Annotated in this window: 18 protein-coding genes; 7 read left to right on the top strand and 11 right to left on the bottom strand. The window is 69.1% G+C overall.

Features of this window, described 5'->3' with window-relative positions; genetic code table 11:
- Nucleotides 1-24 precede the first annotated feature (24 nt).
- The 5 genes from cysD to AB0K11_RS13590 form a co-directional block, all read right to left on the bottom strand.
- Complete coding sequence (gene cysD / locus AB0K11_RS13610; RefSeq protein WP_364977239.1) at nt 25-942, bottom strand: sulfate adenylyltransferase subunit CysD; 918 nt, start codon at nt 940-942, stop codon at nt 25-27.
- On the bottom strand, nt 939-1742 hold the full coding sequence (locus tag AB0K11_RS13605) for a Stf0 family sulfotransferase (protein WP_364977237.1): 804 nt from the start codon (nt 1740-1742) through the stop codon (nt 939-941). The genes cysD and AB0K11_RS13605 overlap by 4 nt, the downstream gene beginning before the upstream one ends.
- Before the next feature lie 66 nt (nt 1743-1808).
- The gene (locus tag AB0K11_RS13600; protein ID WP_364977235.1) at nt 1809-3203 is read right to left on the bottom strand and encodes a sulfatase; all 1395 of its coding nucleotides are present in this window, start codon (nt 3201-3203) and stop codon (nt 1809-1811) included.
- 112 nt (nt 3204-3315) lie between these two features.
- Nucleotides 3316-3933, bottom strand: coding sequence for a cutinase family protein (locus AB0K11_RS13595; protein WP_364978424.1), 618 nt, complete (start codon nt 3931-3933; stop codon nt 3316-3318).
- 161 nt (nt 3934-4094) lie between these two features.
- Entirely contained in the window at nt 4095-4748 is a 654-nt protein-coding gene (locus AB0K11_RS13590; RefSeq protein WP_364977233.1) for a TetR/AcrR family transcriptional regulator, read from the bottom strand.
- A gap of 148 nt (nt 4749-4896) precedes the next feature.
- Here AB0K11_RS13590 and AB0K11_RS13585 point away from each other — a divergent pair, with 148 nt between their 5' ends.
- Nucleotides 4897-5313: an MmpS family transport accessory protein gene (locus tag AB0K11_RS13585; RefSeq protein WP_364978421.1), complete on the top strand. Its 417-nt coding sequence runs from the start codon at nt 4897-4899 to the stop codon at nt 5311-5313.
- Nucleotides 5310-8246 (top strand): MMPL family transporter, encoded by a 2937-nt coding sequence (locus tag AB0K11_RS13580; RefSeq protein ID WP_364977231.1) that lies wholly within the window; start codon nt 5310-5312, stop codon nt 8244-8246. Before AB0K11_RS13585 ends, AB0K11_RS13580 begins: the two co-directional genes overlap by 4 nt.
- Here AB0K11_RS13580 and AB0K11_RS13575 read toward each other — a convergent pair whose 3' ends face one another.
- The 3 genes from AB0K11_RS13575 to AB0K11_RS13565 all read right to left on the bottom strand — a co-directional run bounded on the left by AB0K11_RS13575 (nt 8247) and on the right by AB0K11_RS13565 (nt 9858).
- A complete protein-coding gene (locus AB0K11_RS13575; protein ID WP_364977229.1) occupies nt 8247-8795 on the bottom strand; it encodes a hypothetical protein in 549 nt (182 codons plus the stop codon).
- Between the two features lie 83 nt (nt 8796-8878).
- Nucleotides 8879-9361, bottom strand: coding sequence for a hypothetical protein (locus AB0K11_RS13570; RefSeq protein WP_364977227.1), 483 nt, complete (start codon nt 9359-9361; stop codon nt 8879-8881).
- A 14-nt stretch (nt 9362-9375) separates the two neighbouring features.
- A complete protein-coding gene (locus AB0K11_RS13565) occupies nt 9376-9858 on the bottom strand; it encodes a hypothetical protein (protein ID WP_364978418.1) in 483 nt (160 codons plus the stop codon).
- 40 nt (nt 9859-9898) lie between these two features.
- Between AB0K11_RS13565 and AB0K11_RS13560 the strand changes: the two genes are divergently transcribed.
- Nucleotides 9899-10561 (top strand): phosphatase PAP2 family protein, encoded by a 663-nt coding sequence (locus AB0K11_RS13560; protein WP_364977225.1) that lies wholly within the window; start codon nt 9899-9901, stop codon nt 10559-10561.
- Here the strand turns inward: AB0K11_RS13560 and AB0K11_RS13555 are convergent.
- Nucleotides 10515-12005, bottom strand: coding sequence for a diacylglycerol kinase family protein (locus tag AB0K11_RS13555; protein WP_364977223.1), 1491 nt, complete (start codon nt 12003-12005; stop codon nt 10515-10517). The two genes, AB0K11_RS13560 and AB0K11_RS13555, sit on opposite strands and share 47 nt — an antisense overlap.
- 58 nt (nt 12006-12063) lie before the next feature.
- Here AB0K11_RS13555 and AB0K11_RS13550 point away from each other — a divergent pair, with 58 nt between their 5' ends.
- The 3 genes from AB0K11_RS13550 to AB0K11_RS13540 are packed head-to-tail and all read left to right on the top strand — an operon-like array spanning nt 12064 to nt 14179.
- Nucleotides 12064-12669: a helix-turn-helix domain-containing protein gene (locus tag AB0K11_RS13550; RefSeq protein WP_364978415.1), complete on the top strand. Its 606-nt coding sequence runs from the start codon at nt 12064-12066 to the stop codon at nt 12667-12669.
- The gene (locus tag AB0K11_RS13545; protein ID WP_364977221.1) at nt 12653-13474 is read left to right on the top strand and encodes an SRPBCC domain-containing protein; all 822 of its coding nucleotides are present in this window, start codon (nt 12653-12655) and stop codon (nt 13472-13474) included. Before AB0K11_RS13550 ends, AB0K11_RS13545 begins: the two co-directional genes overlap by 17 nt.
- A 51-nt stretch (nt 13475-13525) precedes the next feature.
- Nucleotides 13526-14179 carry a L,D-transpeptidase family protein gene (locus tag AB0K11_RS13540; protein ID WP_364977219.1) on the top strand — a complete coding sequence of 218 codons (654 nt, stop codon included), beginning with the start codon at nt 13526-13528 and terminating at the stop codon, nt 14177-14179.
- Nucleotides 14180-14194: 15 nt separating this feature from the next.
- Here AB0K11_RS13540 and AB0K11_RS13535 read toward each other — a convergent pair whose 3' ends face one another.
- Nucleotides 14195-14653, bottom strand: a complete 459-nt coding sequence (locus tag AB0K11_RS13535; RefSeq protein WP_364977217.1) for a nuclear transport factor 2 family protein — start codon at nt 14651-14653, stop codon at nt 14195-14197.
- Nucleotides 14646-16169 carry an FAD-dependent oxidoreductase gene (locus tag AB0K11_RS13530; protein WP_364977215.1) on the bottom strand — a complete coding sequence of 508 codons (1524 nt, stop codon included), beginning with the start codon at nt 16167-16169 and terminating at the stop codon, nt 14646-14648. Before AB0K11_RS13530 ends, AB0K11_RS13535 begins: the two co-directional genes overlap by 8 nt.
- A 206-nt stretch (nt 16170-16375) precedes the next feature.
- Here AB0K11_RS13530 and AB0K11_RS13525 point away from each other — a divergent pair, with 206 nt between their 5' ends.
- A complete protein-coding gene (locus tag AB0K11_RS13525) occupies nt 16376-18229 on the top strand; it encodes an Hsp70 family protein (protein ID WP_364977213.1) in 1854 nt (617 codons plus the stop codon).
- The last annotated feature ends 22 nt before the right edge of the window (nt 18230-18251 follow it).

The following is an 18251-nucleotide window of genomic DNA, read 5'->3' as shown; positions in this document are numbered from 1 at the left end:
CTCTCTTCTTCGCGCGAGCGCTCATCAGAAGTAACCCTCTCGCTTGCGGTCCTCCATGGCGGCCACCGAAGTGCGGTCGTCGGCGCGGGTCTCACCGCGCTCGGAGACGGTGGCCGCGGAGATCTCCTCGATCACCTTCTCGATGTCGACGGCGCGCGAGCGCACCGCACCGGTGATCGTCAGGTCACCGACGGTGCGGTAGCGCACCCATTCGACCGCGGCGGTCTCGTCGCCCTGGGGTTGCACGTACTGCGACACCGCCAGCAGGATGCCGTCGCGGGCGACCACCTCGCGCTCGTGGGCGAAGTAGATCGACGGCAGCTCGAGGTTCTCCAGCTGGATGTATCGCCAGATGTCGAGTTCGGTCCAGTTGCTCAGCGGGAAGACGCGGACCTGCTCACCCTTCTTGATGCGGCCGTTGTAGAGCGACCACGGCTCCGGGCGCTGCGCGCGGGGGTCCCACTGGCCGAACTCGTCGCGGAAGCTCAGGATCCGCTCCTTGGCGCGGGCGCGCTCCTCGTCGCGCCGCGCGCCGCCGAAGGCCGCGTCGAAGCCACCGGCCTCCAGCGCGTCGAGCAGCGTGCGGGTCTGCTGCCGGTTGCGCGACGCGGTCGGCCCGGGGTCGGGGACCCGGCCGCTGTCGATCGACTCCTGGACCGACGCGACGATGAGCTTGTGGCCCTCGCCGGTGGTCCGGCGGTCGCGGAACTCGATGACCTCGTCGAAGTTGTGGCCGGTGTCGACGTGCATGATCGGGAACGGCAGCGGCGACGGCCGGAAGGCCTTCTCCGCCAGCCGCAGCAACACGATGGAGTCCTTGCCCGCCGAGAACAGCAGCACCGGCCGCTGCAGTTCGGCGACGACCTCGCGGATGATGTGGACGGCCTCCGCCTCGAGCAGGCGCAGTTCGTCTACCCGCAGGTCCTCGATGGTGGTGGTCATGTCGGAAGTCCTTCTCTCTGCGCGTCGGCCTTGTAGCGGTCGACCCATTCGTCGGAGCGCTGATCGGCCTGGCGTTCGAGCACCGGTGACGGCGCCAGCCGGGGGTCGAGGCCGAGCCGTTCGAGGATGTCGCCGACGACCTGGGTGAGGTTGCGCCACAGCACCGGGTACGGCACGTCGACGTAGTCGACGTTCTCCTCGGCGAACCAGGCGTGCCAGCCCTGCTCCTGGTCGCGCAGCATCTTGACGACGTAGGCGATGGCGCCTGCGTGGTATTCGGCGCGGGCGTCGCGCACCGGGTCGGGCCTGCCGCGCCAGACCCTGGTCTGCACGGCCCGCCAGAACGACACCGCCTGGGAGATGACGTCGGGTCGGTACACGTGCACCAGCAGCGGGTCGGAGCCGACGACGTCACGGATCGCCGCGAGCAGGCCGTCGCCCGACCGGTCGGGAAGATCCTTGGCGCGGTCGAGCAGCAGCGGTGTCTGGTTCCACATCAGCTTGCCGCCCCAGACGCCGTTGGGGGTGCGTCCGACGGTGCGGATGTAGTCGCGCCAGATCGTGGCCGGGGCGAGGTCCGGTGTGCCGGCGTCCAGCGGGTCGAGCAGTTGCAGGATCGTCTCGTCGTCGACCTCGGCGAACCACTCGCGGGGCTGGGGCGCCTGGCTGGTGCGGGGCAGATACTGGAAGAACTCCTGCGGTTCGCCGGCGACGCCGGTCGCCCGCAGCGACTCGACGAGCAGCGTGCTGCCGCTGCGCTGCGACGCCAGGACGAGATACGCCGTGGGATGGGCAGGCATGCGCGAGAGCCTAACTGGCGCCGTATTGCGTTGCAGAACGGGCTATTTGAATCACGATGATCCTGACTATTGTGTGGCGCTGTGCTGATCTTCGATGCCGCGCTCGGCCGCGAGTGCCGACCTGCTGGTGATCCTTCCGCCGTGGATGCGCAGGTAGGTCTCGGTGAAGCGCTCGGAGATCCGGGTACCCGCGAAATCGGAGGGAATCACGTCGTTGGTCTTCTGTCGCCAGTCGTGCAGCAACAGGGCGAGGTCGTTGGCCACCGCCTCGGCCTCCGCGGTCGCGTCGGGGCCGAGCAGATTGTCCCGCTCCGCCGGATCCGTGCGCAGGTCGTACAGCTCACGTTGCGGCCGTTCGGAATTCACCAACGGCGCCACCGCCCGCCCCGGTGCACTGGCGGCGATGTCCCATGGCAGGTCGAGCAGCGGCCGCGCGGCGTAGTTCTCGATGTAGCTGTACTCCTTGGTCCTGATCGCGCGGATGGGATCGAACGAGTCGTGGTAGGTCTTCGTGGAGAAGAGGTGGGTGCGGGTCTGGTCAGCGTGCGCCGGCGGCGCGACCAGGTTCGCCGCATGGCTCATGCCGTCGATCTCCTGGGGCACCTCGAGGCCGAGCAGCTCGAGCAGCGTCGGCACCAGGTCGACACCGCTGAACAGGTCGTCGTACGCCATCGGCGCGATGCCCGCGTCCCGGGGAGGCCGGATGATCATGGCGATGCCGGTGCCGGCGTCGTAGAGCGTCGACTTGGCGCGCGGCAGAGCCGGGCCGTGGTCGGTCATGAACACCACCCAGGTGCTGCGGTCCAGGCCGGTCTCTTCGAGGGTGTCTAGCAGCCGGTCCACCGCGGCGTCGGCCACCGTGATCGATCCGTAGAAGTCGGCCAGGTCCTGGCGGACCTCGTCGCTCTCGGGCAGGAACCCCGGCACCGCCACGCTGTCGGGGTCGGCGGGGGTGTAGCGGTCGTGCGGATACGGCCGGTGCGTCTCGAAGAACCCGGCGGTGAGCAGGAACGGCCGGTGCGGGGACTGCCGCAGCCAGTTGGCGGCGTGCTCGACGACGTACTCGCAGAACGAGTTGGACACGTCGAACTCGGTGAAACCGAGCCTGGCCGGGAAGGATGTCTCGTGCTGCATGCCGAAAAGGGCGGTGTGGTAGCCGGATTCAGCCAGGATGTGCGGCAGGGTGCGGATACCCGAGCGGTACTCCCAGCCGTGGTGGGCCAGGCCGACCAGCCCGTTGGTCTGTGGATAGCGGCCGGTGAACAGCGACCCGCGCGACGGTGAGCACAGCGGCGCGGTGGCGTGGGCGCGGGTCAGCAGGATGCTCTCCGCGGCGAACGCGTCCAGGTGCGGGCTGGTGACGTCGGGGTGGCCGTAGACGCCGAGGTAGCGGCCCAGGTCGTGCCAGTGCACGATCAGGACGTTGTCTCGACGGGTGCCGTCTCGGCGTGGCTGGGTCACCGAACTCCTCTCGCTGGTGTGCTGTCACCGCACAGCGTCCGGTGTCGATGCGCAACCCTTTGCCTCATCCAAAAGATTCCAAACCCGTCGCCCGTCGGACGGCGCGGAGGGGTTACCTGGTGGAAGGCCGAGGACCGGCGCCCTGCTGCACGTGGCGTGTCACCCACTGTGCGGCCAGCTTGACCAGACCGGACTGCGGATAGCGGACGTGGGCGTCGAAGTCCTGTCCGAGCGAGCAGACCGGGTCGTTCTTGTTGCACAGGTCGGCGGTGCGTGCGCCGAAGTCGGGGCTCATGCGGGTCAGCGGTTGGCCCACCCGCGCCGAGGGATTGCCGAAGACGGTGATCGCGGCGATGTGCGGGACGACCGCGGCGGGAAGTGGCGCGCTGTAACCGAGCCCCGCGATCGGCGATGTGGCCACGACGTCGATGACGGCCGCTCCCTGCGAGTAGCCGCCCAGGACGATCTTCGTGTCCGGGCACTTCGCCGCCGTCGACTGGACGCGTCGGCTGGCGTCGTTGGCGCCGGCGGCAACCTGGACGAAGTCCCACGATGCCGGGTATTCGACGGCGTAGGTGCCGATCGATTTCCCCTTCACCATCGGACGCAGCGCGCCGACCAGTGCCTTGCCGACCACCCCGAGGCCGGGCGGTTCATCGGTGCCGCGGGCGAAGATCACCTCGATGTCGGAGCACTTGGGGGCGGCGGACGCCGTGGGGGCGCCGGGCATGGCGAGGATGGCGAGCACAGTCGCCGATGTGGCGACCGAGACCGCCCATCGTGCGAACCGGCTGTCGACGGACACGAAGACTCCTCGGTAGGAAGATCTTGATTTTATACCCAGAACTCACAGAGATCACTCCCGTCACAGCTGACCTGGCGTTGAGCGGTTCAGCCCGCGGGGCGCCACCCGTGCATCGCGGCGTCCATCTGTTTCTCGTCCAGCGCCTCGACGTCGAGGGGATCCTGCCCCTGGCGCCGGCGCATGCCGTCGAGCAGCAGCGCCACATACCGCCGCCAAAGTCCGGGCTCGACGTGCCCGGCCCACTCGCCGACGGTGCCGGCCAGCAGTCCGAGGCAGGGCACGTCGGTGGGCTCGATGTCGGCCCGCAGATGGCCGTCGTCGCGTGCCCGCTCGACCAGTTTCGACGTCAGCGGGGCGATGCGCTCGCGGGCGCAGTCCACGCCGTAGCCGCCGTAGGCCGTGCTGTAGACCATCTGGCGAAGGCCTCGGTCGGTGGCCGTGAGTTCGCAGAGCTGTTCCACGAACCAGACAAAGCCCTCCCATGAATCCTCTTGCTGCAGTGCAGCTTCCGCGAGGGCGACGACCTGCTGGATTCCGTGTTCGAAAATCGCGTCGACGAGTTCCTCTTTGGTCGCGAACCGCCGGTAGACGGTGCCGACGCCGACGTTCGCATGCTGGGCGACGTCGTTGAGGGTGGCCTCCATGCCCTTTGTCGCGAACAGTTCGCGCGCGGCCTCGAGCACGCGTTGCCGATTGCGTTCGGCGTCCTTGCGCAGCCCGCGGCATGGTTTGTCAATCATCACGGCCACTTTAGTGATGTGCGTAACGGGCGTCCATAAGTGGATTGACGCTATCCACTTAGCGGCTTAGATTGCCTTTCTAGATCAATCGCCGCTGCATCCGCGGCAGGGACCTCCCCGAAAGGCCGACGTGACCGCAGTCTTCGTGATGCTCAAACGCGTTTGGCTGCCGCTGCTGTTCGCGGTTGCCATCGCGGTCGGCGTCGTCAGCGTCGCGCACCTGCGTTCGGTGTTCGGCTCGGACGGCGCAGTGGTGACCCCGGTCGGCACGGACACCGCGGACAACTTCAACCCGAAGGTCGTGGTCTACGAGGTCTTCGGATCGGGCGGCACCGCGGTGATCAACTACACCGACCTCGACGGGCTGCCGCAGCGGACCGGCGAGGTGACGCTGCCGTGGTCCCTGCGGCTCGAGACGACGGTGCCCTCGGTGACGCCGAACCTCCTCGTCCAGGGCGACGGTCAGTCGATCGGATGTCGCGTCACCGTCGACGACGAGGTGAAGGACGAAAGGACGGCCCAGGGAGTGAATGCCGCGACGTACTGCTTGGTGAAGGCGGCATGAGCAGCCCCCACGGCTGGGACGCAGGAGCCGGGACCGACGACACGCCGACCGACGCCATGCCGCCCGCGCGGCACGCCGCGCGCCCAAGAGTGGCGAGATTCATCCGCGCCTTCGCCGTCCCGATCGTGCTGGCCTGGGTGGTGATCGTCGGCCTGCTCAACACCGTGGTGCCCCAGCTCGAAGAGGTGGGCAAGCTGCGCGCGGTGTCGATGAGTCCGAACGACGCTCCGGCGCTGGTCGCGACCAAGCGGGTCGGCGAGGTGTTCGGTGAGTACGACACCAACAGCAACGTGATGATCGTGCTCGAAGGCGACGACCCGCTGGGGGCGGACGCGCACATCTTCTACGACGAGATGGTGCGCCAGTTGCGCGCCGACACCGCCCACGTCCAGCACGTCCAGGACTTCTGGGGCGACACGCTGACCGCGGCGGGTGCGCAGAGCGTCGACGGCAAGGCCGCCTACGTGCAGGTGTACATCGCAGGCGATCAGGGCGAGGCGCTGGCCAACGAATCGGTGGAGGCGGTGCGCGCCATCGTCGCCGGCGTCCAGCCGCCACCCGGCGTGCAGGCCTACGTGACGGGTCCGGCGGCCACCACCACGGACCAGAACGCCGTCGGCGACGCCAGCATGAAGACCATCGAGGCGCTGACGTTCGCCGTCATCATCGTGATGCTGCTGCTCGTCTACCGGTCGGTGGTCACCATGCTCGTCACGATGGTGATGGTGGTCGTCGGCCTGCTGTCGGCTCGCGGCATCGTCGCCTTCCTCGGCTATCACGACGTGTTCGGCCTGACCACCTTCTCGACGAACATGGTGGTGACGCTGGCGATCGCCGCCGCCACCGACTACGCGATCTTCCTCATCGGCCGTTATCAGGAGGCGCGACGGTCGGGTGAGGATCGGGAGTCGGCGTATTACACGATGTTTCACGGCACGGCGCACGTCGTGCTGGCCTCCGGGCTGACGATCGCCGGAGCCACGCTCTGCCTGCACTTCACCCGGCTGCCGTACTTCCAGACCATGGGCATCCCGCTGTCCATCGGCATGGCGATCGTGGTCGCCGCCGCGCTGACGCTGGGTCCCGCGCTGATCTCGATCGCGAGCCGGTTCGGCCGGGTGCTCGAGCCCAGGCGGTGGGGACGCTCACGGGGATGGCGGCGGGTCGGCGCCGCCACCGTGCGGTGGCCCGGCGCGGTGCTGGTGATGGCCGTCGTGCTGGCCCTCGTCGGGCTGCTGACCCTGCCCGGCTATCACACCACCTACAACGACCGGATCTTCCAGCCCGACGACGTGCCCGCCAACATCGGTTACGCGGCGGCCAACCGGCACTTCTCCGAAGCGAAGATGAACCCCGAACTGGTGATGGTCGAAGCCGATCACGACCTGCGCAATCCCGCCGACTTCCTGGTGATCGACAAGATCGCCAAGGCGATGGTGCGCGTGCACGGTATCGCGCAGGTGCAGACCATCACCCGCCCGGACGGCAAGCCGGTCGAGCACGCGTCGCTGGCCTACACGATGAGCCAAAGCGGCACAGGGCAACTCATGAACAACGACAACCAGCAGCGGGTGCTGGAGAACACGCTGAAGCAGGCCGACGAGATGCAGGTGACCATCGACTCGATGGAGAAGATGCAGTCGATCACGCTGCAGATGGCCGACGTCACACGGCGGATGGCCGACAAGTTCAACTCCACCTCACTGACCGTCGCCGAGGTGCGCGACCACCTGGCCGACTTCGACGACTTCTTCCGCCCGATCCGGAACTACTTCTACTGGGAGCCACATTGTTTCGACATCCCGGTCTGCTGGTCGCTGCGGTCGATCTTCGACAGCCTCGACGGCATCGGCGCACTCTCCGACGACTTCCAGGACCTGGTGCCCGACATCGAGCAACTGGCTGATCTGACGCCGCAACTGGCGGCCTTGATGCCGGCGATGATCCAGACGATGAAGAACCAGAAGCAGATGATGCTGAATCAGTATCAGGCGCAGAAGGCGCAGCAGGACCAGAACATCGCCACCCAGGAGGACGCCACCGCGATGGGCAAGGCGTTCGACGCCGCCCAGAACGACGAGAACTTCTACCTGCCGCCGGAGGCGTTCGAGACGGCCGACTTCCAGCGCGGCATCAAGTTGTTCCTCTCGCCCGACGGCCATGCCGTCCGGTTCACCGTCTTCCATCAGGGCGATCCGCTGACCGAGGAGGGCACGTCGCACATCGAGCCGCTGCGCATCGCGGCCGCCGACGCGATCAAGGGCACCCCGCTGGAGGGCTCGACGGTCTACATCGGCGGCAGCGCAGCGATGTTCACGGACATGCAGCAGGGCGCCGACTACGACCTGCTGATCGCCGCGATCTCGGCGCTGATCCTGATCTTTCTGATCATGGTGGTGCTCACCAGGGCCGTGGCGGCCGCGGCGGTGATCGTCGGGACCGTGGTGCTGAGCCTCGGCGCCTCGTTCGGCTTGTCAGTCCTGTTGTGGCAACACCTGATCGGGATACCCCTGCACTGGATGGTGCTGCCGATGTCGGTCATCGTGCTGCTCGCGGTCGGCGCGGACTACAACCTGCTGCTGGTGTCCCGGATGAGGGAGGAGATCCACGCCGGACTGAGCACCGGCATCATCCGGTCGATGGCCGGGACGGGATCCGTGGTCACCGCCGCGGGACTGGTGTTCGCCTTCACCATGATGTCCATGGCGAGCAGCGAGCTGATCGTCATCGGTCAGGTCGGCACCACCATCGGCCTCGGGTTGCTGTTCGACACCCTGGTGGTGCGGTCGTTGATGACACCGTCGCTGGCGGCGCTGCTCGGACGCTGGTTCTGGTGGCCGCAGAACGTCCGTCGGCGTCCGGTGCCGCAACGCTGGCCGAGCCCGCGGCAGGCCGACGCTTCGGAGCACGTGCCCGAGAACGCCCTGTCGTGATCAGGGCAGCAGTCGCTGCAGCACGCCCTTCGAGACCTCCTCGGGTCGGTACTGCTCGGCCGCATACGAGCCGATCGCGACGATGCCGCCGGTGAGTGCGGGCACCGTCCACTGCAGGATCTTCAGCTGCTTCTGTGCCGCGGCGACGTCCGGCGGGGTGGCCGCCGCGGGAGTGGTGCCGTCGGCGGCCGGGACCGCCCGGTGCTCGGAGACCTTCTTGCCGAGCACCCTGCTGTAGGCCGTGACGCCGAGCGCCGCGGCGGTCAGAGCGATCTTGGTGGCAGCCATGGTCGGTACGCCCTGCTGTGCCCGCAGTCGGCCGAGGTCGTGCTTGAGCAGTCCGACGGCGCCGGCGAGGTGAACGCCGATCGCGGCCGCATTGACCGGGGTCCAGCGGTCCCAGCCGGCGTTGGCGACCGCGCCGACCCGGGACGGGTCACCGCTTGCCGCGGCGGCGGGATTGAGTGCGACGGCGTTGGCGAGGGTGCCGCCGAACCAGGCCGCGAGGCCGAGATCGTGAAGTTGGTGCGAGAGAGTGGCGCGGGCCATGTGAACTCCTGGGGACGTCGAGCGGTCGAGTGCCCGGCTGGTACCCCGGGACCCGGACGCCAAACGGCGACCCCGCCGACGCCTCAGGGGTGGTAGGGGACGCCGACGGCGCGGAACACCCACTCCGGCGGCACGTCGTAGGCCAGCGTCCGTGCGGGCAGGCGGCTGAGCACCTCGTCGGGGATGTCGTGCTTGTAGTACAGCGAGAGGCTGCCTTCGCAACGCTCGTCGACGGCCGCGATGTCGACGTCGAGTTTCAGCCCGGAGGGCGAGATCTCGGCGGTCACGGCGCCGGCCTGCGGCGCCGACCACGGCTGGTCGATGGTGCGGCCCGCGAGCTTGGGCACCGTCGACAGTGTCGCCAGCACCCGCTGGTCGGTCAGGGCGAGCGAGCCCGCGTAGCCGGCGACGCTGCCGGTGGCGCGCTTGCCCGGGATCGACCCGCTGAACCGCCGGGTCACCGGGACGTATTCGGCGAGCAGGAGCACACCCTCGGACTCGACCTGGGTGCGCAGCTCACCCGGTAGCTTTCCGATGCGCAGCAGCTTGCGGACGATCACGGCCATCTCTGCACGGTAGCTCAGCCGCGGGGGATGCCGAGAGCGCTGTAGACGAACTTGGGTGGAACATCGAAACCGATGGATCGGGTGGGAATCCGGGTGAGCACGTCGGCGGGCAGGGCGGTCTTGTAGATCAGCGAGAACTGGCCGGAGAAGTCGGGATGGACGACGGCGAGGTCGGCGATGTCGAGGAGCAGGCCCGTTTCGGACAGAGTGCCGGCGACCATGCCGCTCTGGACGGCGGTCCACGGCTGGTCCACCGACCGCCCGGCCTTGCCCGGGATGGCCGAGAGCGTCGCAAGGACGCGCTGGTTGGTCAGCACGAGTGCGCCGCCGTAGCCGCGGACCAGTCCGACCGACCGCCGGCCCGGCACCTGACCGGTGAACCGCACCACCGCGCTGAGGAATTCGGCGGAGAAGATGACGCCCTCGGCCTCGACCTGCGCGCGCATGTCGTCGGGGAGTTTGCCGATCCGTAGCAATTTGCGTAGCAGCGCCATGATCAAAAGGTAGCTGAGCGCCCGGCGTGATACAGCTAATGAGATGAATCGGCGCGCGGTGCTCATCGCTTCTGCCCTCGTCGCCGTGGCGATTTACGCGGCGTTGTGGGTGGGCTTCGCGCAGGGCTGGCATTGGCAACAGGCGATGGATTCGGCCGCGCTCGGCCCGCTGCACCGGTTCGGCTCGGCCCATCCGGCCTGGGTGACCGGATGGGACGTGTACTGCACGGTGGTCAACCCGGTGGTGATCAGGATCCTGTCGGTGTTCGTGATCGTCTGGGCGTTCGTCCGGCGGCGGCATCGCGTCGCCGTGTTCCTGGTGTTCTCCGTCGTGTTGAGCGGCCTCGTCACCGAGCTGGCGAAGGCCGCAGCCGACCGCCCGCGGCCAGCGTCCGCCTTCGTCGGCGCCAACTCGACGTCGTTCCCCTCCGGACATGCGCTCGGGCTGATGGTCATCGTGCTCGCGGTGCTCACCGTCGTCTGGCCCGCGGTGCGGCCGGGACATCGCGTCCCGCTGGCGGTGTTCGGCGGCGTGGTCGTGGCGACCATCGGCGTCGGCCGTGTGGTGCTCAACGTCCATCACCCGTCCGACGTGCTCGCCGGCTGGGCGCTCGGCTATGCCTGGTTCGTACTCTGCCTGCTGCTGGTGTCGCCGCGGGTCAGGGCAGCGGACGAAACACCTGAAGTGCCCGGTAGCGAACGCTGAAGCTCGCTTTGTCGCAGACGGTTCCGATCTCGCCGTCGCGGGCCAGCTCCGTCGGCCCGTCCACCGCGGTGAAGGTGAACTCGGGCACCCGCATCTCGTGGTAGAGCGGGCTGCGGGTGAGCCGGCCGAGCATCAGGGCCACCAGGATCCGCAGTCGGCTGAACCGCCTGCCGGTCTCGAGGATCCGCACATCCATCAAACCGTCATCCATCTTGTGTCGCCGGGCGGGTGCGAAGCCCGATGGCAGATATGTCGAGTTGCCCAGGAAGAACAGCGACGTCTGCAGCGTGTGGTTGTCGTACTCGATGCGTACGGGTACGCCCCGCCGCAACGTGTAGAACATCGCGTAGACGCCGGCCAGCGGTTTGCCGATGCGGTGCTCGAACTTCTCCCGGGTCTGGACGAACATCGGGTACGCCCCGATGCTCGCGGTGTTGATCACCGTGTCCTTCTCGTTCAGGCACACCAGGTCCACGCAGGAGACGTGGCCCCGTCGGATGGTGTCGACCGTCTTCGCCACGGTGTCGCAGCCGATGTCCCTGGCGAAGTGATTGAACGTGCCGCCGGGAAACACCGCCAGCGGCATCTCCATTTCGACGGCGATCTCGGCCGCACACGCCACCGTCCCGTCGCCGCCGCCGACGGCCAGCACCTCGGCGTTCTCGGCGGCCGACCGCATCACCGTCTTCAGGTCCTCGTCGCCGCTCAGTTCCACGATCTTGGCCTGGGGCAGCGCCTCGCGGACCTCGTCGACCACCCGGGCTCCGGTTCCGCTGCCCGACGCCGGGTTGATCACCAGCGTCACGCCTGCGCCGTCGGGGCGCGGATCGGTCTCGACACGTAGAGGTGCCGCCGTCGGCATCTTCGTCGGCACCGCGGTCGGCACGATGCGGCCGCCGAGGACGGCCAGACCTGCGCCGAGACCCAGGCCGGCGAGGACGTCGCCCGGATAGTGCGCCCCGACCGCGATGCGCGACATGCCGACGAGGCCGGCCAGCAGCGCCAGCCCCAGCCCCACCGGGGGGCTCTCCAGCCCCACGCCGACCGCGAAGGCCGCCGCACTGGCGGAGTGACCCGAGGGCAGCGAGTTCGATGTCGGGAACCGCCGGGACCGCCGGGCCAGCGGCACGATGATGTAGTTCGGCCGGGCCCGCTTCCAGATCTTCTTGGCGCCCTGGTTGGTCACCAGGCTGGTGGCCGCCAGGGTGATCACTCCTCGGGCGGCGCCGCGTTTCACCGACGCGCTGCCGAACGCTCCGAGCGCGGCCGCGAGGGCGAACCACAGCTTCGAGTGGTCCGCGGCCCGCGTCAGCCGGGGCATCACGGAGTCGAGCAGTGGGCTCGGGGATTCGGCGATGGCTTCGAAGACCTCGCGGTCGAGTGTCCCCAGCCCACGGCCGATCTGGCGGAGGCCTTCACGGCGGCGGCGGATCGGCAGTTCCATGGCATCAACGTAACCGCTCCCCTTGACAACAAAACCTGTCAAGGGGACGCTGGCGACCGTGTTGGACGTCGAGGTGATCGCTGACCCGGCCGCGGCCGTCAGCGCGCTCGACCCGATCCGGAGCCGGTTGCTCGCCGAGCTCACCGAACCGGCCTCGGCCGCGACGCTGGCCACCCGGGTCGGGATCAGCCGCCAGAAGGTCAACTACCACCTGAAGGCCCTGCAGGAGCACCGGTTGGTCTCCCCGGCGGGCGAGCGGCGCTGGGGTGGACTGACCGAACGCCTGCTGGTCGCCACCGCCTCGTCGTACGTGGTGTCTCCGGGCGCACTCGGTCCCGTCGCCGCCGACCCCGCCCGTACCGCCGACCGGCTCTCCGCCGGCTATCTGATCGCGGTTGCCGCGCGCGCGGTGCGTGAGGTCGGCGACCTGTGGCGTTCGGCTCGTGCCGCCGACAAGCGCCTGGCGACGCTGACGATCGACACCGCGATCCGGTTCCGCTCACCCGCCGACCGGGCCGCGTTCACCGAGGACGTCTCCGCTGTCCTCACCGCCCTGGTGGCGCGCTACCACGACGAGTCCGACCCGCGCGGCCGCACGCATCGGGTGCTGCTCACCGCCTATCCCGCCCCGCCCGAGGAGGATTCCCATGCCCGTGAGAAGTGATGATTCCGGCCGCCGCTGGGTCGAGATGGAGCTGCTGGTCCCCGGCACCCCCGAACAGGTGTGGCAGGCCATCGCGACCGGACCCGGCAACAGCGCGTGGTTCACTCCGACCACCATCGAGGAAAAGCCGGGCGGGGACATCGAATTCGACTTCGGTGGCGGGACCGTGCAGCGCGGCACCGTGACCGGCTGGGAACCGCCGTACCGCTTCGCCTACGAGGAAGGTGACTGGAGCTCGACCGTCTCGCCCGGCCCGCTGGCCACCGAGATCACGGTGACCGCCCGCTCGGGTGACCGCTGCGTGATCCGGATGGTGCACAGCCTGTTCACCGAGAAGGACGACTGGGACGACGAACTGGAGACCTTCGAGCAGGGCTGGCCCGGCTTCTTCGAGGTGCTACGCCGCTACCTGCGGGACTTCGCCGGGCAGCAGCCCGCGACGGTGCACGCGATGGCGCCGCTTGCCGGTGACATCCGCCCGACCTTCCGGCGGCTCACCGATGCGCTCGGCCTCGCGGGCGCCGACGTCGGTGACCACTGCCAGACCACCGGCGCCGCACCGGCATTGGCCGGCGTGGTCGATCTCATCCACCAGGACGCGGCCTTGCGCGACGTGATCGTCCGGCTCGAGCAGCCCGCGGCGGGCCTCGCCGTGGTCGGTGGATTCACCGCAGGCGACGCAGGCCGGATGATGGTCACCATCTACTTCTACGGTGCCGGCGCCGCCGACACTGCCGCGACCGAACAGCCGAAATGGTCGGCGTGGTTGGCGGACCTGTTCGCCGATCAGCCGGTTGCGACCTGATCGTGTCCCAACGTTGACAGGACCGAGAGCGGCGGCGTCGACGATGGGTGTGTGCGCCGGTTGTCGATCCTGCTCTGTGCGGCGGCGGTGCTCTCCGTGCTGCCTGGGGCGCCTGCTGCTGCCGCAGCGCCGTGGTTCGCCCGCTCGGTCGGGGCCGCCACCCAGGTGATATCCGTTGTCGGCGTTGGTGGTTCGAAGGCGAAGATGGACGTCTACGAGCGCACGGCGGCGGGCTGGCAGCCGGTCGGTGCCGGGATTCCGGCGTTCATCGGCGCCAACGGGATGGCTCCGCAGACCCACGACGGGCAGATGAAGACGCCGATGGGGGTGTTCACCCTGGACTTCGCCTTCGGCACCGAACCGAATCCGGGTGGGGGACTGCAGTACGTCCAGGTCGGACCGGACCACTGGTGGGACGGCGACATGAAGAGTCCCACCTACAACACCATGCAGGTGTGCAAGAAGGACCGGTGTCCGTTCAACACGTCGCCCGCCAGCGGCACCGAGAATCTCCAGATCCCGCAATACGCCCACGCCGTCGTGATGGGTGTCAACAAGGCCAGGGTGCCCGGGAACGGCGGCGCGTTCTTCCTGCACAGCACCGACGGTGGACCCACCGCGGGCTGCGTCGCCATCGATGATCCGACCCTGGTGCGCATCATGCGCTGGCTGCGCCCCGGCGCGCTGATCGCCATCGCCCAGTAGGGCGCCCGGCGGTGTCTACAGGTGCAGCGCGCGGCCCTTCTTGAGTTTGAAGTTCAGGTTCTCCAACGACATGCTCGCGTCATACGTGCGGTCGTAGCCGGTGGCGCTGATCTTCCAGCCGTCGGAGGTGCGCCGGTAGCGGTCGCGGTAGAACGCGGCGCCGATCAGCATGAAGTTGAAGTCGGCCGCGATCACCCGGTCCTGCAGATACCAGGTGCCCGACGCCTCGTCGCCGTCCACCGTGATCTCCGGGTGGCTGACGCGGTGCTCGGTGACGATCTCCGGCCCCAGCGACGTGCGCATGAACTCCACGAGACCGTCCCGGTCGGTGAAACGGTGGTCCTCGCCCAGTGATTCGCCGTAATCGCCGGAGACGTCCTCGGTGAGGGTGGCGGCGAACGTCTCCCAGTCCTTGGTGTCCAGCGCTCGCAGATAGCGGTACTTGACCTGCTTGATGTCGTCGATGTCACCCATGCGCTGACTGTACGGATGCAGTCAGCCCCCTGGTCGCAGGACCCTCCAACAGCGTGCCGTCCGGCGCGAACCGCGAGCCGTGCAGCGGGCATTCCCACGCCTCGTCGGCGTCGTTCCAGTTGACGATGCCGCCCAGGTGCGGGCACACCGGTGAGACCCGGTGTTCGACGCCGTCGACCACGCAGCGGGCCTCCAGGTGCCACGGTGGGCCGCTCACCACACCGCCGGACTCCGGCGACCGGTCCGAGATGCGGGTGACCGGCGTGATCCAGCCCTTGGCCAGGTTGAAGCCGACCTCGAGGTTGGCCTGCAACGCCTTCGGGATCCCGGACAGCTCGTGCGGACTCCAACTGGCGAAGGCGTCGGCCCAGTCCATCCGGCCCCCGAGGATCCGTCCGGCCAGCGCCAGCGCCGCGGCGATTCCGTTGGTCATCCCCCACTTGTCGAAACCCGTTGCCACGAAAATCTTGTCGTCGCCGGGCAGGATCGGCCCGACGTAGGGCAGCTCGTCGGCGGGAGTGTAGTCCTGCGCGGACCAGTAGTGGGTCTGCATGGCGCCCGGGTAGTGCTGCTTGGCCCAGGAGTCGAGCTCCTGCACCGAGGACGACGGACTCTTCTCGCGGCCGACCGGATGGCCCGCCCCGCCGACGATCAGGCGGTCGCCGTCGGGGGTGGGCGCGTAGCGCACCGACCGGGTGGGCGAGTCGACCGAGAGGTACATCCCGCGGGTGAGGCTGCCGGGCACCTTGTAGGCCATGCAGTATGACCGGCTCGGCTTGAGCCGGGCGAAGAAGCCACCGCGGTCGAGGATGGGAATCCCGGTCGCCAGCACGCACTGTTTGGCGTGCACGTCGAATTCCTCGCCTGCCGATGTGCGCACGCTCAGCGCGAGCCCGTCACCGTGCCCGGACACCTTCTGCACCCGTGTGCTCTGCACCAGCCGGCCGCCGCGTTCGTCGAGTTCGACGACGAGGCTGTCCAGGTACGGCATCGGATCGAATTGAGCCTGATCGGCAAGGCGCACACCGCCGTTGAACTCGAACGGCACGTCGGCGTCGTCGACCCAGTCCGCGGCGAGCCCGGCAGCCTGACAGGCCTCGAGTTCCTGCCGCGCGGAACTGACACCCTTCTCGGTCTGGGCGTAGGTGTAGGCGTCCTCGCGCTGTACCGAGATGCCGCGCGCCTCGCAGTACCCGAGCAGCCACTCCTGCCCCTCGCGATTGCCCTGGGCGTACATCTTCGCGATCTTCGGCCCGTGCTTGCCGACGATCTTCGACATCTTGCTGCCCTGCAGCAGGCTGATCTTCGCGGTGGTGTTTCCGGTGGCGCCGGCACCCACGGTGAACGCCTCGAGGACGAGCACGTTGCGGCCGGCGCGGGCCAGCAGCACTGCCGTGGTGAGCCCGGTGATGCCCGCGCCCACCACCACGACGTCGGCGTTGCGGTCGAAGTCCGAGGACACCGATGAGGGATGTGCCGCCTGTTGAACGCGGTCGGCGAGCCAGAGTGACGTCATGGACACGAGATACCCAGCGGCGCTGTCGCCAAACGCGCCCACCCCGTGCGCCGAGCGGTTGCCGCGCACGCGTCAATTACCGGTGACACCGTTGGTGAAGCGTTGCTGAGGATGCCAAAACCTTGTTGGCCGAACGCGGTTGGCGCAGCTCGGCGCGGAGTGTCTGGCGGCCGAACCGGTTCCGGGGCGCTAGGGTGTGGGGCGTTATGAGCGACCCCCTGGGGTTGTCGATCGGCACCACCAACCTGGTTGCGGCGCGAGTCGGCGACCGACCCGTGACGCGACGTTCGGTGTTGACCCTGTTCGGCGACCGCACGCCCCAGGTCGGCTCGACTCCCGAACACGGTGCCGGCCCTGGCGTCGTGCTCAGCGGGTTCGTGGAGCGGGTCGGCGATCCGGTGCCGCTGGTCGCCGCCGACGGTTCGTCCTACCGGGCGGAGGCGCTGCTCGTCGAGGCGCTCGACGCGATGATCGACGTCGCAGGCGGGACCGGCTCGCCGGAAGTGTCGATCGCCGTGCCCGCGCACTGGGGCGCCTCCACGCTGTGGGCGTTGCGCAGCGCATTGCGCACCAACCCGCGATTCGCGCCGGGCGGCACGCCGGTGCGGTTGGTGCCCGACGCCGTCGCCTCCCTGTCGGCACTGAACGCCGATCCGGGGCTGCCGTCGCAGGGCGTGGTGGCACTGCTCGACTTCGGCGGCAGCGGCACCAGCATCACCCTGGCCGACGCCGGGGCGCTGTTCGAGCCGATCGACGAGACCACCCGGATCGCCGACTTCTCCGGCGACCAACTGGACCAGGCGTTGCTCACCCACGTGCTGGAGGGCGTGGCCGCCGCGGGCGGCGTGGATCCGGCCGGCACCGCGGCCGTCGGATCGCTGAGCCGGCTGCGGGATGAGTGCCGCGGGGCCAAGGAGCGGCTCTCGGCGGTCACCGCGACCGAGCTGCCCGTCGAGCTGCCCGGCTTCGGTTCGACGGTCCGGGTCACCCGCGCCGAGCTCGACGGCATGGCCGACATCCCGCTGAACGGCGTGCTGTCGGCGCTCGACGATGCGTTGCAGCGCAACAGGATCGGGTGGGCGAATGTCTCCGCGTTGGTCACCATCGGTGGCGGGGCGAGCATTCCGCTGATCACCCAGCGGCTCTCCGAGTACTCACGGGCGCCGGTGGTGACCACACCGCAACCGGCGCTCGACGCCGCGGTGGGCGCCGCACTGTTCGCCGCCTACGGGCCGACGTCGGACGCGCAGACCGGCGTGGCCCCGACGGTCGTCGTCCCGCCGGTGGTGGAGGGTGCAGCGGACGCGCCCGGTTCGGCGACGTTCCGGGCACTCGCCTGGTCGCAGGACGACGACAACGCCGCCGAGCCCGTGGCGTACACCGGCGGCGAGGCGTACGACAGCCCCTACTCCAGTGGCTTCGACAGCGGATTCGACAGCGGCGCGACCGGAGCGCGACCGCCCGTTCAGTACGTGCCCGGCACCGGACCGATCGAACAGCGCCGACCGTGGCTCGGTTTGCCGCAGATCGTGATCGGCCTGGCAGCTGTGGTGGCCCTCGTCGCGGTCGGCGGCGTGGCCTACGGGCTGACGAGTTCGAGCAGCACCACGCCGAGCCCGCAGGTGGAGACCACCAAGGTGCCTGCCGGCGCGCCGCCGCCCCCGAGCGCGGCGCCACCGCCTCCGGCGCTCACGGTGATCAGCGAGCCGCCGCCGCCACCCCCGCCGCCGCCCACGACGCAGGCCCCCGCGCCGCCGCCTCCGCCGCCGCCGGCGCCGACGACGACTCAGGCCGTCACCACCACCACCACGGCGCCGACGACCACCACGACGACCACGACCACCACCACGACCACGACGACGCCGTCCACGACGACGACACCGCCGACCACCACCACGACGCGGACCACCACGACGAACCCGATGACGACGACCTACGTCACGGTGCCGTTCGTCCCCGTGCCGATCCCGATCCAGGTGCCGGCTCAGCCCCAGAATCCCTATCAGCCCCAGAATCCGTACGCGCCGAACCCGTATCAGCCGTCACCGTTCGGGCCCTGACGCTCGAGCTCGCGCGGCACGC

Origin of the sequence: Mycobacterium sp. NPDC050551 (assembly GCF_040674075.1) — a bacterium.
In the GTDB taxonomy this organism is placed as follows: Bacteria; Actinomycetota; Actinomycetes; order Mycobacteriales; family Mycobacteriaceae; genus Mycobacterium.
This window is presented reverse-complemented; position numbering and strand designations above follow the sequence as displayed.

Bases quoted from the DNA above. Each gene is read 5' to 3' on its own strand.
- AB0K11_RS13525 (WP_364977213.1), top strand. From the start codon at position 16,376: ATGAGCGACCCCCTGGGGTTGTCGATCGGCACCACCAACCTGGTTGCG.
- cysD (WP_364977239.1), bottom strand. From the start codon at position 942: ATGACCACCACCATCGAGGACCTGCGGGTAGACGAACTGCGCCTGCTC.
- AB0K11_RS13555 (WP_364977223.1), bottom strand. From the start codon at position 12,005: ATGGAACTGCCGATCCGCCGCCGCCGTGAAGGCCTCCGCCAGATCGGC.
- AB0K11_RS13580 (WP_364977231.1), top strand. From the start codon at position 5,310: ATGAGCAGCCCCCACGGCTGGGACGCAGGAGCCGGGACCGACGACACG.
- AB0K11_RS13530 (WP_364977215.1), bottom strand. From the start codon at position 16,169: ATGACGTCACTCTGGCTCGCCGACCGCGTTCAACAGGCGGCACATCCC.
- AB0K11_RS13560 (WP_364977225.1), top strand. From the start codon at position 9,899: ATGAATCGGCGCGCGGTGCTCATCGCTTCTGCCCTCGTCGCCGTGGCG.
- AB0K11_RS13595 (WP_364978424.1), bottom strand. From the start codon at position 3,933: ATGCCCGGCGCCCCCACGGCGTCCGCCGCCCCCAAGTGCTCCGACATC.
- AB0K11_RS13590 (WP_364977233.1), bottom strand. From the start codon at position 4,748: ATGATTGACAAACCATGCCGCGGGCTGCGCAAGGACGCCGAACGCAAT.
- AB0K11_RS13575 (WP_364977229.1), bottom strand. From the start codon at position 8,795: ATGGCCCGCGCCACTCTCTCGCACCAACTTCACGATCTCGGCCTCGCG.
- AB0K11_RS13585 (WP_364978421.1), top strand. From the start codon at position 4,897: ATGCTCAAACGCGTTTGGCTGCCGCTGCTGTTCGCGGTTGCCATCGCG.
- AB0K11_RS13545 (WP_364977221.1), top strand. From the start codon at position 12,653: ATGCCCGTGAGAAGTGATGATTCCGGCCGCCGCTGGGTCGAGATGGAG.
- AB0K11_RS13605 (WP_364977237.1), bottom strand. From the start codon at position 1,742: ATGCCTGCCCATCCCACGGCGTATCTCGTCCTGGCGTCGCAGCGCAGC.
- AB0K11_RS13535 (WP_364977217.1), bottom strand. From the start codon at position 14,653: ATGGGTGACATCGACGACATCAAGCAGGTCAAGTACCGCTATCTGCGA.
- AB0K11_RS13570 (WP_364977227.1), bottom strand. From the start codon at position 9,361: ATGGCCGTGATCGTCCGCAAGCTGCTGCGCATCGGAAAGCTACCGGGT.